The sequence below is a fragment of the Pedobacter sp. 22226 genome (assembly GCF_052045455.1).
GTDB classification, from domain to species: domain Bacteria; phylum Bacteroidota; class Bacteroidia; order Sphingobacteriales; family Sphingobacteriaceae; genus Pedobacter; species Pedobacter jeongneungensis.
Genome location: NZ_JBQEPB010000002.1, coordinates 144,601 through 159,544 on the forward strand (window position 1 = coordinate 144,601; position 14,944 = coordinate 159,544).

General features: G+C 39.8%; 15 protein-coding genes and 1 tRNA gene. 14 read left to right on the forward strand and 2 right to left on the reverse strand.

The window, feature by feature from the left end; genetic code table 11:
* Nucleotides 1-13 precede the first annotated feature (13 nt).
* The 12 genes from ACTJKC_RS04115 to ACTJKC_RS04170 all read left to right on the forward strand — a co-directional run bounded on the left by ACTJKC_RS04115 (nt 14) and on the right by ACTJKC_RS04170 (nt 11,172).
* A complete protein-coding gene (locus ACTJKC_RS04115) occupies nt 14-748 on the forward strand; it encodes a hypothetical protein (protein ID WP_090985771.1) in 735 nt (244 codons plus the stop codon).
* A gap of 11 nt (nt 749-759) precedes the next feature.
* Nucleotides 760-1,908: a plasmid transfer protein gene (locus ACTJKC_RS04120; protein ID WP_090985769.1), complete on the forward strand. Its 1,149-nt coding sequence runs from the start codon at nt 760-762 to the stop codon at nt 1,906-1,908.
* A gap of 17 nt (nt 1,909-1,925) precedes the next feature.
* Nucleotides 1,926-2,540 (forward strand): conjugative transposon protein TraK, encoded by a 615-nt coding sequence (gene traK, locus ACTJKC_RS04125; protein WP_090985768.1) that lies wholly within the window; start codon nt 1,926-1,928, stop codon nt 2,538-2,540.
* Entirely contained in the window at nt 2,518-2,946 is a 429-nt protein-coding gene (locus ACTJKC_RS04130) for a hypothetical protein (RefSeq protein WP_090985766.1), read from the forward strand. Before traK ends, ACTJKC_RS04130 begins: the two co-directional genes overlap by 23 nt.
* Nucleotides 2,947-2,956: 10 nt before the next feature.
* Nucleotides 2,957-4,153, forward strand: coding sequence for a conjugative transposon protein TraM (gene traM, locus ACTJKC_RS04135; RefSeq protein ID WP_412467486.1), 1,197 nt, complete (start codon nt 2,957-2,959; stop codon nt 4,151-4,153).
* A gap of 6 nt (nt 4,154-4,159) precedes the next feature.
* The gene (traN, locus tag ACTJKC_RS04140) at nt 4,160-4,999 is read left to right on the forward strand and encodes a conjugative transposon protein TraN (protein WP_090985762.1); all 840 of its coding nucleotides are present in this window, start codon (nt 4,160-4,162) and stop codon (nt 4,997-4,999) included.
* Between the two features lie 10 nt (nt 5,000-5,009).
* On the forward strand, nt 5,010-6,968 hold the full coding sequence (locus tag ACTJKC_RS04145; RefSeq protein WP_090985760.1) for a type IV secretory system conjugative DNA transfer family protein: 1,959 nt from the start codon (nt 5,010-5,012) through the stop codon (nt 6,966-6,968).
* 4 nt (nt 6,969-6,972) lie between these two features.
* Nucleotides 6,973-7,461, forward strand: a complete 489-nt coding sequence (locus ACTJKC_RS04150) for a M23 family metallopeptidase (protein WP_159435272.1) — start codon at nt 6,973-6,975, stop codon at nt 7,459-7,461.
* 61 nt (nt 7,462-7,522) lie between these two features.
* Nucleotides 7,523-8,332 (forward strand): DUF4099 domain-containing protein, encoded by an 810-nt coding sequence (locus ACTJKC_RS04155; protein WP_090985758.1) that lies wholly within the window; start codon nt 7,523-7,525, stop codon nt 8,330-8,332.
* A gap of 51 nt (nt 8,333-8,383) precedes the next feature.
* On the forward strand, nt 8,384-9,181 hold the full coding sequence (locus tag ACTJKC_RS04160) for a hypothetical protein (protein WP_090985756.1): 798 nt from the start codon (nt 8,384-8,386) through the stop codon (nt 9,179-9,181).
* 139 nt (nt 9,182-9,320) lie between these two features.
* Nucleotides 9,321-9,515: a hypothetical protein gene (locus tag ACTJKC_RS04165; protein ID WP_090985754.1), complete on the forward strand. Its 195-nt coding sequence runs from the start codon at nt 9,321-9,323 to the stop codon at nt 9,513-9,515.
* A 43-nt stretch (nt 9,516-9,558) separates the two neighbouring features.
* Nucleotides 9,559-11,172 (forward strand): recombinase family protein, encoded by a 1,614-nt coding sequence (locus ACTJKC_RS04170; RefSeq protein WP_090985752.1) that lies wholly within the window; start codon nt 9,559-9,561, stop codon nt 11,170-11,172.
* Here the strand turns inward: ACTJKC_RS04170 and ACTJKC_RS04175 are convergent.
* A tRNA-Met gene (locus ACTJKC_RS04175) sits at nt 11,132-11,205 on the reverse strand. The genes ACTJKC_RS04170 and ACTJKC_RS04175 overlap by 41 nt on opposite strands.
* A gap of 865 nt (nt 11,206-12,070) precedes the next feature.
* The gene (locus tag ACTJKC_RS04180; protein WP_344848517.1) at nt 12,071-12,559 is read right to left on the reverse strand and encodes a hypothetical protein; all 489 of its coding nucleotides are present in this window, start codon (nt 12,557-12,559) and stop codon (nt 12,071-12,073) included.
* Nucleotides 12,560-13,040: 481 nt separating this feature from the next.
* Between ACTJKC_RS04180 and ACTJKC_RS04185 the strand changes: the two genes are divergently transcribed.
* Together ACTJKC_RS04185 and ACTJKC_RS04190 are read left to right on the forward strand one after the other, a co-directional pair.
* Nucleotides 13,041-13,421, forward strand: a complete 381-nt coding sequence (locus ACTJKC_RS04185) for an START-like domain-containing protein (RefSeq protein WP_025146797.1) — start codon at nt 13,041-13,043, stop codon at nt 13,419-13,421.
* Nucleotides 13,422-13,451: 30 nt separating this feature from the next.
* Nucleotides 13,452-14,876, forward strand: a complete 1,425-nt coding sequence (locus tag ACTJKC_RS04190; RefSeq protein ID WP_344848521.1) for an LptF/LptG family permease — start codon at nt 13,452-13,454, stop codon at nt 14,874-14,876.
* The last annotated feature ends 68 nt before the right edge of the window (nt 14,877-14,944 follow it).

The window sequence follows — 14,944 nt, forward strand, 5'->3', positions numbered from 1 at the left end:
GTTGTGTGAAAACATGATAGCATATTCACAGAAACAGATCAAGGATGAAAGTATCGTTAACCAGCAGGAACGTATGGTCTTTAAGCAGTGGGATAGAAAAAAGTTTACACCCACATCTGGTTTTTTAGGGCTAAATCCTTATTACTGGCTAACCTGGGGGTTACATCCCAACTATCCCAAAACGGATCTCAGGCCATTAGGCCCATTTGGGCCACAGACCCAGCGGTTGGGAGCCGTGACCGGTATGCAAGGGATCGATAAAAAATATGAGCTTCATTCTGATACCCTTGCCCAAACTGCCCTATTACAGATTGCGGGGATGTCGGGAATCCTTTCCACAACCGATCCTCTGTGGATACTCTATTATTCCAGGCAGCTGAAAGGGGTAACTGACTTCGATCCAAAAGAACTTTTAGGTAGGGTTCCTCCAAATGCCAGAGAAAAGATCATTGCCAGCGGAAGCCTCAACTGGTATAGCAGGGAGATCGGTATCCTTGCTGAAAGACTGGAAGCGGCACGATCGACAACGCTCGAAAGGGGCGCTAGGATCTTATCTTATCACCGATTGCTCAGTGAATTCCGCAAACTATCGGCGCTCTGGACCGATAAAGTAATTGCCACTGCCCGGGAACCTGCAAAAGTTAAAGTAAGACAGGATCTTATCGGGCAAGATGTAAAGATAGAAAACTGGACACCGGAATCCGATATCAGGATTGCGCGGGAGATCCTTCAGAAAAGAAAGTACTAAATCAAAGGAAAATGAAAAAGATTTTATTGTTTGGAGTGGTCATGATGTTGGCCACTGGTTTTGCAATGGGACAAACTACCGACTACCGCAGATCCTTTGAGTTTCTGCAGGGTAACGGAGTGTATGAAGAAGGAGTGATGGTTATACTCAGAGGGCTTAAGGAATCTATATGGACACATTTCGATATGTTCATTGCCGATGCAAAAGCACTAGCGGCGATATTCATGATCATTTTTTTTGCAATCAAATCTTATGAGATGATCGCTGGAGATAAAAAACTGGAGATTATGCCCTTATTGCGGCCCTTCGGACTGGTGATGATCATACTCTGGTGGGGGGCGTTTGTCAAAATGGTCGCTTTCCCAACTGATCTGGTAGCTGCGAGAACCGAAACTATGTTCAACAGTGAGCAGGCAGAGGTAAACACGCTTAGACTCATTCGGGCCGATTATATGCAGAAGGTTGCCAATTCCCTCTATAGTTTTCAGGCTGAGACAGAAATGGCAGAAAAAGAATCCGATACTTGGATGGGGAGGGCTTGGGATTCCGTGACCAGTACGGTCAAGGAAGGGATGTCGACAGTGGTCAGTCCGGTAATAGAACTGAAAAACCGCTTAAAAATTGGTATGCAGTTGCTGCTTACCCAATTGCTTGAACTGTTAGGGATATGGATACTACGGCTGGCAACCTATGTGATCTTTATGATCCAGATTATTTATTCCACCATTCTTATTATTCTTGGACCATTTGCAGTTGCAGTAAGCATACTTCCCGCTTTTCGGGATTCTTTGAGTACCTGGATCGCTCGTTTCGTGTCTGTTAACCTTTATTTGGGAATTGCATATCTGATTATGTATCTGGTAGCGTTGCTGCAAAAATACGCTATGACCTCTGAGATCAGCAGGTATAAGGAGCTGATCGGAGAAAACGGAGATGCCGCCAATTTAGAAAAAATGGCCTGGTTTGCAGGGAATGGGATTCTATCCTTTGGTACCGTGATCTTAAGTTTTCTGATCGGTGCCATCTGTATGTTTACTGTCCCTAGTATCTCCACCTGGATTATCTCGACATCTGGTATCAGTTCAGCCGCATCAAATTTTGGCCGTGGTTCACAGACCGTTGTCGGTATTGCTAAAAAAGCCACTGGCAAATTCTTTTAAATCTAAATCCACCAACTATGATCATTAAAAATATCGAATCTAAGATCCGGCTGGCAACATTTGTATCTATAGGAAGTCTGGCCTGTGCTTTTCTGATCTGTATTTCCATTGCTTTTTTCGCTTATAAACAGATTGAAGTCGCAAGAAAGAGTATTTACATCTTTGAAAATAATGTACCAGTATTGGCCAGGCAGACTGATGAACAACTGATCAGGCCGGCAATCTATAGGGGACATGTAGAGCTTTTTCATTCACTGTTCTTTTCTCTAACACCAGATGATCGTTATATCGATTACCAGATGAAAAAGGCCATGTATCTAATTGATGAATCGGGAATGCAACAGTACCTAAACCTCAAGGAAAAAGGTTATTTCAGCTCTATACTTTCCAGTAGTTCAGTACTCACTTTACAGACTGATTCTATTTTTATAGATGTCAAAAAGAAATTTTTCCGCTACTATGGGAAGCAGCGTATTGAGCGCAGAAGCTCAATTGTTACCAGATCGCTAATTACCGAAGGGTATCTACGGGACATTCCGAAAAGCGACAATAATCTATATGGAGTGCTTATCCTTTCCTGGAAAACGCTTGAAAATAAAGATGTAGAAAATGTTCAGAAAAATCCGATCTAACAGAGACCCCGGCATAACGGTTTCTGCCGAACTCTATCAAGAATTCAGGCCATACCTGACACTAATCCGCAGAAAAACGGTGCGTTTTTTACGGGCACACCCCAGGCTGGTATTTACTCTGATGGTTGCCCTGATTATCTTTTCATTGCTGTTTTCCTTTGGCCTTTTCAGTTCTGACAATAAGTTGGATGCAAAAGCTAATAATCTCCACAGCCAGCATGGGAGTGGAAAAAATCCGCAGTCTATTGACGACGGATTGTCAAAGATCAGTAGTACGGGTGCAAAACTGAGAAAAACGGTAGAGATCAAAAAACAGGTCGATTCAGTATTGGAGAGGGCTGAGCTGAACAATATGGATACGCTTTTTTTGGAAGCTAAACTAGAGGAGCTAAAGAGGCTTCGTTAATCACAATGTTATGAAAATAAATTTTAAAAAACCACGGTATATAATCCCATTGATTTCCATCCCCTTCTTATGCCTTTTCTTTTATGTATACCAACAGAGTGCATCTAAAAAACAGTCGGGCAACCTGAAGGAGGATATGAATGGTAATCTCACTGAAATATCAGACCAGGTCCGCGAACGGGGCTTATCCGATAAATTAGAGGCTTATAAGAACAGTTACAAAGAGGCAGATGGTTATTCAGCGATTAAAACAGTTAGTGAAGAGCAATTGCCACAGGCAACGTTGGCCAGTTCATATTCTGATCGGGAAAAGCAAAAACTTGATTCAATCGAAGAATCGATCAAAAGACAAGCTTACATGCCCAGGCAACTGGAAAATAAATCATATCCTGTTTATTCTGCAGGTAGGTCAGAATATAGTGTTGGTGGCAAGCCTGAGGATCGGGCAGTAGCACAGGCATTGGCAAGTCTGGCGGAGGCCAGGAGTAGGGAGAAACCATCGCCGAATAATATATCAAAGGAAACAGATCCTATGGATCTTTTCAAAAAACAGATGGCTTATGTGGACAGCCTTCAGAAAGTGAATGATCCTGACCATATTGCCCGGCAAAAAGAGAAAATGATAGCAGTGGCCGGATCGGCTAAAGAAGAAAGAACTCTTCAGGTTTCGAAGATTTCTGCACCTACAACCGAATTCAACACGTTAACAGCTTTCGAAAACCGGCCAATGATCACTGCGATCATCGATGAGGATATAACTGGTTATTCCGGTTCACGGATAAGGCTCAGGTTACTTGACCAGGTTTATGCAGGAAAATCACTTTTACCAAAAGGTACTGATCTATATGCCAGGATCAGCGGTTTCTCTGAACAACGTGTGCAGTTAGAGATCAGTTCTGTGATCTGCTCGGGAAAGATCTTGCCGATAAAACTATTGGTTTATGATACGGATGGTTTACCTGGTCTATATGTTCCTGCATCAGCTTTCAGGGAGTTTTCCAAAGGCCTGGGCTCAAGCCCTGTTCAGGGATTTAACACCATGGGCAGTTCCCAGAATCAAAATGAATTCGTAATGAGTACAGTGGATAAACTGTTCCAGTCTACTTCATCGGCTATTGCCAATCTGGTTAGAAAAAACAGAGCCAAATTAAAATTCAATAATCAGGTATTCCTTGTCGATCCACATGATCTGCAAGAAAAAAATTAAAAAGACATGAAAAACAATATTCTAACTATTGTCCTGTTATTCTTGATGGCAGGGACGCTTTCTGCCCAATCTATGGGCAATACAATTGGAGCATCCATTGAGGTCCCAAAAATTTATATCAAACGAACATTAACGCTACATTTTCTTGCTCCGGAAAAAATAACATATGTGGATATTCCAAAGGGGCTCGTTGGTGATCTTCCTGATAAGAACCTGCTAAGAATTAAGATGCTAGATTCAACCAAGTTTAAAGATGGTTATATGGGTGTCCTAACTATCATGGGAGAAAAAAGGATCAAACAGTATGCAATCATCTTTGATGATCGGCCGGAAACGGCTTTCAGTTCTTTGATTGATATCTCCTTTGGCGAGATGAGGGCAGTTGAAGCGAAAAGTTCAATAATCTCTAGTGCCGAACTTGACAGTATTTCCAAAAAAATGTTCGAGCACAAGCCATTCGATGCGGAAGTAAGAGAAAAGAAAAATGGAATCAGGGCAATACTGAATGGCATCACCACTGTTGGACAGTACCTGCTTTTGGATATTAGCTTTGATAATGCGACGAAAATTCCATACGAGATTGATGTGTTAAGGATGCACATTGAAGACCGAAAACAGCACAAGGCAACAACTGTTCAGTCATTGGATGTTGTTCCGATATCCAGCTTTAGAGATATTCCAATCTTTGAAAAAAGCTACCGGAATATATTTGTCTTGCGCAAATTGACCTTCCCGGATCATAAAATACTTAATATTGAATTATCAGAAAAACAGATCTCGGGTCGATCTATTGCCTTTAATATCCGCTATTCCGACATTCTAAAGGCAAAGAAGATCAGCAGGTAAAAAACGGAGTATGGAAGAGTCGAAGGAAATTCAGAAACTACATGGTTTCCTGCAGTGTCTGATCTATTTTGCAATTGCGTTAGAGATAAGCGTTTTCGTATATCTGGGCGCCCCATTTTGGGGGATATTCAATATGGGTTTAGAGAAGGTGAAATCAATCATTATATACAAAGAACTGATTTACAGCAAACTTTCTGTACTGTCATTGATCTGTCTGGTCAGTATTGGTACGCTATCCAAAAAAGAGTTAGATTTTGATCCTAAAACAAAAGTTGTTTATCCTTTAACCTTGGGACTCCTTTTTTATTTTGGCAGCATATTTTTTTATGGAAGACCTAGCAGCTTAGTATTTTCATATACTACGGTAACCAACCTGACCTATATGTTTCTGTCGTTGATTGGGGCGGTAATGATCAGTGTGTCGATGGATAATATCTCAAAAATCATTAGATCGGGACTTGGTAAGGATAAATGGAATGTTGAAGCTGAAAGTTTCATGCAACAGACCAAAAAGATTGAGAATCCTTACTCGGTAAATATACCGATGCTTTTCTATTACAAAGGAAAAGTAAGAAAGGGGTGGCTAAATCTGGTGAACGTTTTTCGTGCAACGATTTTGATCGGGACACCTGGGTCAGGAAAATCCTTTTCGGTTGTAAACCCTTTTATCAGGCAGCTGATTGCCAAGTCGTTTACGGTCTGTTTATACGATTTTAAGTTTCCAGATCTAGCAAAGATCGCATATTACCACTTTTTGCAGGGAAAGAAAAAAGGCTTGTTGAAGGATTTTAGTTTTCATGTCATCAACCTGACGGATGTCGAAAAAAGCCGGAGGATAAATCCATTCCGGTGCGATTATATTACTATGTTGGCGGACGCTTCAGAGACAGCAGAAGGAACCGTGGAAGCATTAAAAAAAGGCGATAAGGCCAGCGGGAGTGACGCTTTTTTTACCCAATCAGCAATCAATTTTCTTGCATCATGCATTTATTTTATGAGCAGATATGAAAACGGAAAATATTCCAGTCTTCCACATGTGATGGCTTTTTTAAACCGTTCTTATCAAGAGATTTTTTCAGTACTTTTTACCAATCCTGAATTGGTCTCATTACTATCACCTTTTAAGTCTGCATTCGCCGCGAAGGCCTTTGATCAGCTGGAGGGACAGATCGGAACGCTAAAAATATTTATGAGCCGTATGGCTACAAAGGAAACATTTTGGGTGTTTTCCGGGAATGATTTTGATCTAAAAATTTCGAATCCGAAATCTCCGGGAATTTTAGTAATGGCTAACGATCCCAATACACAGAATATCAATTCTGCATGTTATTCGGTGGTAATCAACCGCCTTACACGGCTGATTAATTCGAAAGGCAACCTTCCTTCTGCAATTTTACTAGATGAAGGTCCCACGCTTTTTGTTCACCGGATCGAGAACCTGATTGCAACGGGTAGATCCAATAAAGTAGCCGTATTAATAGGAATGCAGGAATTGCCCCAGTTCAAACAACAGTATGGAAAAGATACCGCAACAACCATCACTTCCGTAGTTGGCAATGTGCTGTCCGGTTCGGCGAGGAACAAAGAAACGCTTGACTGGCTGGAAAGAATTTTCGGTAAATCGAAACAGATCGGAGAAAGCATTTCTATCGATAGGAGCAAAGTGTCGAAATCAATCAGCGAAAAGCTGGAAGTTTTAATCCCAGCTGGCAAAATCACTACCCTTGGCGCAGGAGAGCTTGTGGGGTTACTTGCCACGGATGCGGATGATAAATATACGGGTGAGTATGAAACCTCAGCTGTAAACTGCAAAATAAACCTGGATCTCAAAGAAATTAAAAAGGAGGAAGAAGGATATGTTGAACTGCCGGATTTTTACGATTTTGGAGGAAAGAAGGAAGAAATCCTCACACGGAATTTTTTGCGGATCAATAAAGAAATCGAATTATTGGTCGCTGGTTTTATGTAGTGTTATGTTTATCAGTGCTAATGGATACGGGGCCATTCAGGATACTGTTTCTTCTAAAAATTGTTATGCGACACTTCCGCTTAAAGTGTTTAAGCTAAATTCTGGATTTGGCTTTAGGCTTCATCCCGTTACCGGCGAAAAAAAATCATTTCATAAAGGGATTGACATCGCAGCAAAAAATGAAATTGTCTGTTCTGTTCTAGATGGACAGGTTGTTAAGGTTGGATATACCCCGATAATGGGAAACTTCGTAACAGTGAAATATGGTAACTATACAGTTTACTATGCACACCTTTCAAAATTATATTGTGTGGTAAACCAAAACCTTTATACGGGATTTCCAATCGGTTTAAGCGGATCGACTGGAAGAACAACTGGCGAACACCTGCATTTAACAGTGCAGCATAAAGGTCTGCCGATCAATCCACTTTATTTCTTAGCAGATATACTTTTTAGAAATGATAATGAGCTTGAGCAGTATCTGAATCTGTAGTTCAAAAAATTGCAGCAGTTGCTGCCCACATAATTTAACCCAAACTTTTAAATACACCCATATGCAGTATTCAAATTTGAATGTGCGCGATCTTCCTGTTGAGGATTTGCGCGAACTCGGACTATTTAAGGATGGGGAGATTAATCTTCCCAAGAACGATATCGATGCATTGCTCTCTGGCATGAGGACTAGCTTAATCAAGCTAAATAATGTCATTCACAGTGGTGTCGAAGTGCAGGAGATGAACGTAAAGCTTTCTCTTGCCAAAAATTCAGATGGAAAAGCGGAGCTTTTAGTTCACCCGGTATACAAACAATCAATTGCGCCGAAAATTATTTCATCAACGGAGGCAGATGATCTGATTACCGGACTTAAAGCAAACCTTATCAAAGAAACCGTTGAAAATGGACAGAATAAAAAACTGATGGTGGAATATGACTGGGACACAAGGGAGTTCATTGTGACTGATACTTCAAGATTACGCGTTCCCGAAATGGTGAATGGTATACCACTAACACCTTATCAAAAAGAGCGTTATGCCAATGGCCGCCAGATTGAAATGCCTGATGGGACTACCTTTCAGGCCAGTAGCGCTACTCCGGATGGAATCCGTTCCAATAGGTTGGCGCTTGTCGTCTCTCTTTTGATGGACGGTGGAATATCCTACCTTCTGCTAACAGGTCTAAAAGCCATGGTTGGCGATCGGGGACTGTTGCCGCAGAAAGATGAGCGGAATGAAAATTATCATAAGGCCCTTCAGGCAGCGGCCGCGCAGAAGTCTACGGTTAAGAACCCTGAAGAAACAACCTCAGCCATATCCAATAATAACGAGTATTCACGTGGATACGGCAGATCAGGGGTGTCGAGATAATCCTGTTCAAACAAAATAATTAAATGAATTTTAACCTTAATTTTTTCAATTATGAATGAGAATAATTTGGAGTACTTACAGAATACATTGAAGTACTTAGGCTTTGGAGATTCTCTTAATGCAGATCTAAAGGAGTCAATTGCACATGGCCCCGTGGGCTTTAAAATCCAGTCTCCCACCAAGGAGATGCCAGATCCGGCTAAAAGATATGAGCCGGAGTTTGGTGATAAGATGACATACGTACTTAGTTTTTCAAAAAGTAAGGAAACCGACATGTATTTTTTTAATAGCTATGAGGCAACACTGAAAAAAGCGGACACAAAGGATCTTATTTCGCAGACCTTTTATATCAATAAAGGGAAAGGAGTTACAGCCAAAGAAAGTTATAACCTGCTGTCGGGACGTGCTGTAAATAAAGATGTTGTTTTAAAGAGTGGCGAAAAAGCGAACCTTTGGCTTAAGTTAGATTTTACCGAACATACTCCAGAGAAGGGTTACGCAATAGATCCTTATGGTAAAAATTATGGCTTTAGTCTTAAAGAAACAGTAGAAACTTTTCACATACTTAACATGGAAAAGCTAGGATTTAAAGATCAGTTGCTCAAAAGTCTTGAACGGGGTAATCTTCATGAGGTATCCTTCATGAAAAATGGAAAGGAAGTAACTGGCTTTGTTACAGCTAATCCTAAGTTTAAAACACTTGATTTCTATGATCGTGATTTAGGGGAGATCTACAGTAAAGCTGTAGACCGCAAGGAACCGGTATTAAAAGAGGAAAAGGAAAAAGAATATGCTCTCGAAGGCGCAATAGAGCCAAAAGTCGAAGAAAAAAAGGGTCGGGGTAGGTAATCACTAATTCAGGTTTGTAATAATGCAGGGGGCTTTTAGTCCCCTGTCTTGTTGTATATGATGTTTTTTAATATCATGGTATCCTATCTGTTGAAACAAATATTTTAATGAAGTAGCTAGCTACTATAACTTAATCAGTATGGAAAGTCAATTAACTGTTGAAATGATTCTAAGACACCACGATCTTACGGTTGAAGAAGTTCTGTCACTACCATTATTCGCAAATTTTACTGTTGATGAAGCAGAAGATCTAATATTAACTGTGAAAAAATTTTCGATTATTGTATTTAATGCCCATCAAAAGTTAGAGAGTGATGATGGAAAAAGCGATTGATTATTACTATATTAAGTGATATACATTAAGGTAAAATTATTATATGTCAGATGTTTTATTTTTTGATTCTTTCGCCAAGGGAAAACAACATAAGCAAGTAACCCGGAGTAAAGAATGTGTTATTTATACCAGAGTGAGTGGTAAAGACCAGGTTGATAACCTCAGCCTAGGTACTCAGCTTAAAGCCTGTACGTCGTACGCTGAAAAGTTTGGTTTCGATATCATGGCCCAATTCGGAGGTACCTATGAGAGTGCGGAGAATGATGAAAGAAAACAATTTACAGCAATGTTATCTTTTGTTAAAAAATATAAAGGAAAAATTTCCGCCATATTAGTTTATAGTCTTGAACGTTTTTCTAGAAATGACAATTCTATTTGGTTAAGTGGTGAACTCAGGAGGTTAGGGATTGAAATTATTTCTGTAACGCAGCCAATTGACACTTCAAATGCATCTGGTCAGATGCAACAAAAATTACTTTTTCTTTTTGGGGAATTTGACAACCAGTTACGCAAGCAAAAGTGTACAGCAGGTATAAGGGAAATGCTGCTACGTGGCGATTGGCCAACCAGTCCCCCTCTTGGTTTTGATATTGATAAATCAGGAAATCGAAGAAAGATAGTGGTCAATGCAAAAGGTAGGTTATTACGTCAGGCATTTGAGTGGAAGGCCTATGAAAATGTCTCCAACGAAGTTATTCGTGACCGTTTGGCGCTGAGGGGATTAAAATTGATCCATCAGCGGATATCTGAAATTTTTAGGAATCCATTTTACTGTGGTTTAATGGTTCATAATATGCTGGAAGGTAAAGTAGTTGAGGGAAATCATGAAAAACTCGTTCCTAGAGAATTATTCTTAAAAGTTAATGGTTTGTTAGATACATTGTCACATGGATTCTCAATCAATGAGGAAAATGTAGATATACCACTTAAACGGTTTATGGTCTGTGCTGAATGTGGTAGGCCTTTAAGTGGGTATTTAGCACGTAAAAAAAATATTCATTATTATAAGTGTAAAACCAAAGCATGTTGTAATAATAAAAATGCTAATGATTTAAACAGAAGGTTCGAAAGGGTTTTGGAATTTTTTAAAATAGAAACGGCAAAAGACTATTTAGAATTAATAAAAAATCAAGTGGTGGCAACCTTTAACCAATTAACTAAACATAAGGAGACAGACCTTATACAGTTGGAGAATAGCTATAGAGAAATTAAAAGTAAAGTAGATCGTCTTGAAGAAAGGTATATTGAGGAGGAGGTTAGTAATGAACTTTATACTAAGTATCATGAAAAATATTCTCAAGAAAAATATGAAATTGAGCGTAATTTAATGACGCTATCAAATAAAAGTTCGAACCTAGTAAAATGTGTCGAATTAGCGATCGAATATGCCACTCAACTGCCTTCTAAGTGGGTTTCTGGTGATTATCATACTAAGCAACAATTGCAATCATTACTATTCCCTAAGGGTATAAGTTATGATAAGAAAAATGATAAAGTTCGAACCAAGGAAATCAATTTTGTGTTTTTGTATATAGCTTATTTTCAGCAGGTTGTCCTTAAAAAGCAAAGAGGCATACCAGAATTGGATCTGAATTATGCCTCTTTTGCCGCTTCGGTAGCGGGGAGCAGGATCGAACTGCCGACCTCAGGGTTATGAATCCTGCGCTCTAACCATCTGAGCTACCCCGCCGGGTAAATATTTACTTATAACGTAAATACCGATGTGGTTATTTTTAAGAGCTGCAAATATAGAATAAATATACATTTTAATAAAAAGAAATGTGAAAAATACTTTAAGGCCTTAATGCTCAGTAAATTTAAATGAATTTGATGTGCTTAAAATTGAAATACGCGCTTAAAATAATGACAGGTTTTGTTCTCACATAAAGATAAAGCGTCGCTTTTCTGCAGTTGGTTAAATTAAACAAAGCGAAAAATATTCAAATAATTAACCGGTTGATCACCATATGGTTTTTGATGCAGATCAGGCCAGGATATTGGTAACCGGGGTTGTTTAATGTTTCAGTAATCAGGTTTTCTGCTGGTGTAAGCATGGTTTCTGGTAAAAAGGCTCTGTTTCAGGCTTTGGAACGTCTGTTTGATGCAAAATAAGGTCGGCACCGGACATATTAAGTATCAACGAGGGTTAAATAAGTTCGAAACCGGGCTTATTTAGTTCCAGCGAGGGTGAAATAAGTATCAACGAGGGTTAAATAAGTTCGAAACCGGACTTATTTAGTTCCAATGAGGGTGAAATAAGTGTCAACGAGGGTTAAATAAGTTCGAAACCGGGCTTATTTAGTTCCAACGAGGGTGAAATAAGTATCAATGAGGGTTAAATAAGTTCGAAACCGGACTTATTTAGTTCCAACGAAGGTGAAATAAGTATCAGCGAGGGTGAAATAAGTTCCAATTAGGGTATATAGTAATGTCTGTTCAATAAACGGTGTTATTGATTAGCATTGCATCATTTAGCGTTATTCAGGGCGGTTTAGCTGCTGTTTAATAAAATCATTCCCCGGCAAACCATACAGGCCTACCGGGGATGCATTTTATTAAGGTTGTGGTGGCGTAACGGTTTTCGCTTTTCGCTGTCCCGGGAAACGTTGACTAAGGTCGTCGTAAATGGCCTGCGAGCCCAATACACTGGATCGACTGGCACCTTTTACCGTGTGATAAAAAATAAGGGCAGCTTCGTAAGCTTCGCTCCCTGCTACCATTCCGGCATCTTCTACCGCTGTAATGAGAACATTTAACTGCTGATAAATGTCATACAGGGCGGCAGCCAGTTCATAATCTTTTGTGGCTTCCTCCAGATCCATATAAATGGGTACCAAACTGGGGTTATGCCGGGCATATTCAAGCGTTTTTTCTACAAAGCTGAGGGTTTTGTTACCCATTTTTAACATTCTCCTACGTTCTTCCGCTTCTAAACTAACGGTTAAGGCATTACCTAGATTGGCTTTAAATGCAACTATTGCATCTGCACTTGCTTTCATCTGTTCTGGTGTAATCACCGCTGAAATTCTGTTTTTTGGACTCATAATCCTGTTTTTTAAATGGTTATAAAATTGTTAAAGTAAACAGCATCAACAACGTGTATGCAGGCAGGTCTCCAACATAAACGCTAACAAAATCGTCAAAACCAGGATAAGCAGTTACATGGTTGTTCCTGCAGGTTTTGAATTTAATTGTGGGATGAAAAAAACAGGGATGATGGTTTTACGGTGATTCCCGTTAAAACTTATTTGAAGATAACATTTTTTTTAAAAAAGAACAATTGTTTGCCCCTAGTCTTATTTAGTTTGGAGTTTAGCGTCAGTTAACCAGTTTAAACAATTAACCAGTTAACCGATTAACCACTGACGAATGACTAATGAACCAATGACCAATAACCTAATGACCAATGAACTAACTACCTAACTATCCACCAAATTAACTAACTGTTGCAGATGTAGAATAAATTACCTTTCTTTAGAAAAATAATATTAAAAAATTCCGGAATTATCCTGGTAGTGTACTAACATGGCAGAAAAGAAAAAATTTACACTCGAGTACGAAGTTAGATCGTCGCCAAGAATATTGTATAGTTTTATCAGCGAACCTAATGGCTTATCGCAGTGGTTTGCAGATGATGTAAATTTCCGCGATCAGGTATATACCTTTACCTGGGATGATGAGCAGTTAAAGGCAAAACTGGTTTCGGTAAAAGAAAATAAACTGGTTAAGTTTAAATGGCTGGATGATGAACCTCAATGTTATTTTGAGATGGAAATTGTACAGGACGAATTAACCAATGATGTAGCCCTCTCGATCACTGATTTTACTACTGATGAGCTCCTTGCAGAGAAAAAATTAATCTGGGACAACCAGATCGATTATCTGATTAGCGTTTTGGGTGCATAATATTATCGCCGTATTGTTTACCTTTGTAGGGTGAAAAAAATACATCTTCTATTAATAAAAGCATTCGTGAAACCCTTCATAGCAACTTTTTTTGTTATGATGTTTATCCTGTTGATGTTTTTTCTGTTTAAATGGATTGATGATTTAATAGGAAAGGGCTTCGAATGGTACACCATTTTAGAGCTGATGTACTATGCTTCGGCCGCCAATGTTTCGATGGCGCTGCCCCTTTCGGTACTGCTTTCTTCTATCATGACCTTTGGTACCCTGGGCGAAAATTACGAGCTGGTTGCCATTAAATCGGCTGGTATTTCGTTGCAAAAAGCCATGCGCCCCTTATTTGTGGTGATCCTGATGCTTACCGTAGCTTCCTTCTTTTTCTCTAATTATATGCTGCCCAAGGCCAATTTAAAATTTGGCTCGCTGCTGTACGATATCCGGAATAAAAAACTTTCCTTCCTGATTAAACCAGGGGTTTTCAATAATGCCATTCCGGGTTATGCCATCCGTGTCGATTCTAAGGAAGAAGATGGGACCCTGCATAATATCATGATTTACGATCACCGGGAGAATAATGGTATTCCAAAAATTATCCTGGCCAAAGAAGGTAAAATGAGCAAAACCTCTGATGGGAAATTCCTGCAGCTCAACCTCAAAAACGGCATCCAGTACGAAGAGCAATCTTCTAAAAATGGTATGTACAACCCGAGGCAGGTTTTTACACGGAACCGTTTTAAAGAAACCTGGCCGCGTTTCGATATGTCGTCTTTCGATCCGAATACAACCGACCCTAATGCATTTGGTAACAGTACCCCGATGCTCAATTTGAAAGGCATTGTAAAAAAGCGCGATTCGCTTACCAAACAGCTCGATACTTTACAGATTAAAACCATTGCCAACCTTACCAGTAACTTTAAGCAGTTTAATACCACTAAAGGTTATACCAAAGTAAAAGCGGCACCCCGCGAAATTAATGATGTGATATTGAAGAGCATCCCGAACGGATCGCGTAAGCTGGCGCTCGATAATGCCACCAACGTAGTGGCCAACATTATGCAGCATGTACCCAACTGGGGCCCGCGTCAAACCGATTTAAAGGGCGAAATTATCTTTGCTACTGTAGAGTACCAGCGCAAGTTTACACTGGCCGCTTCCTGTATCCTGCTTTTTTTTATCGGCGCACCATTAGGGGCAATTATCAGAAAAGGGGGGATGGGTTTACCCGTGGTGGTGGCCATCTGTTTCTTCCTCGTGTACCACATCATTACCACCGTGGCCGAAAAATCAGCACGCGAAGGAAACCTGAACCCGATATTCGGAATGTGGATCGCAGTAATTGTACTCTCGCCACTGGCCGCATTTTTAACGTATAAAGCCACCGTAGATTCGGCACTTTTTGATGTAAATTACTACAAACAGCTTATCGTTAAAGTGTTTAAAAAGAAGGGAAAATAAAGGCCTTTTCCTTTACTTACAAATGATATTTTAATCCAAATAATGCGCCATAAGGTTGTACATTTGTA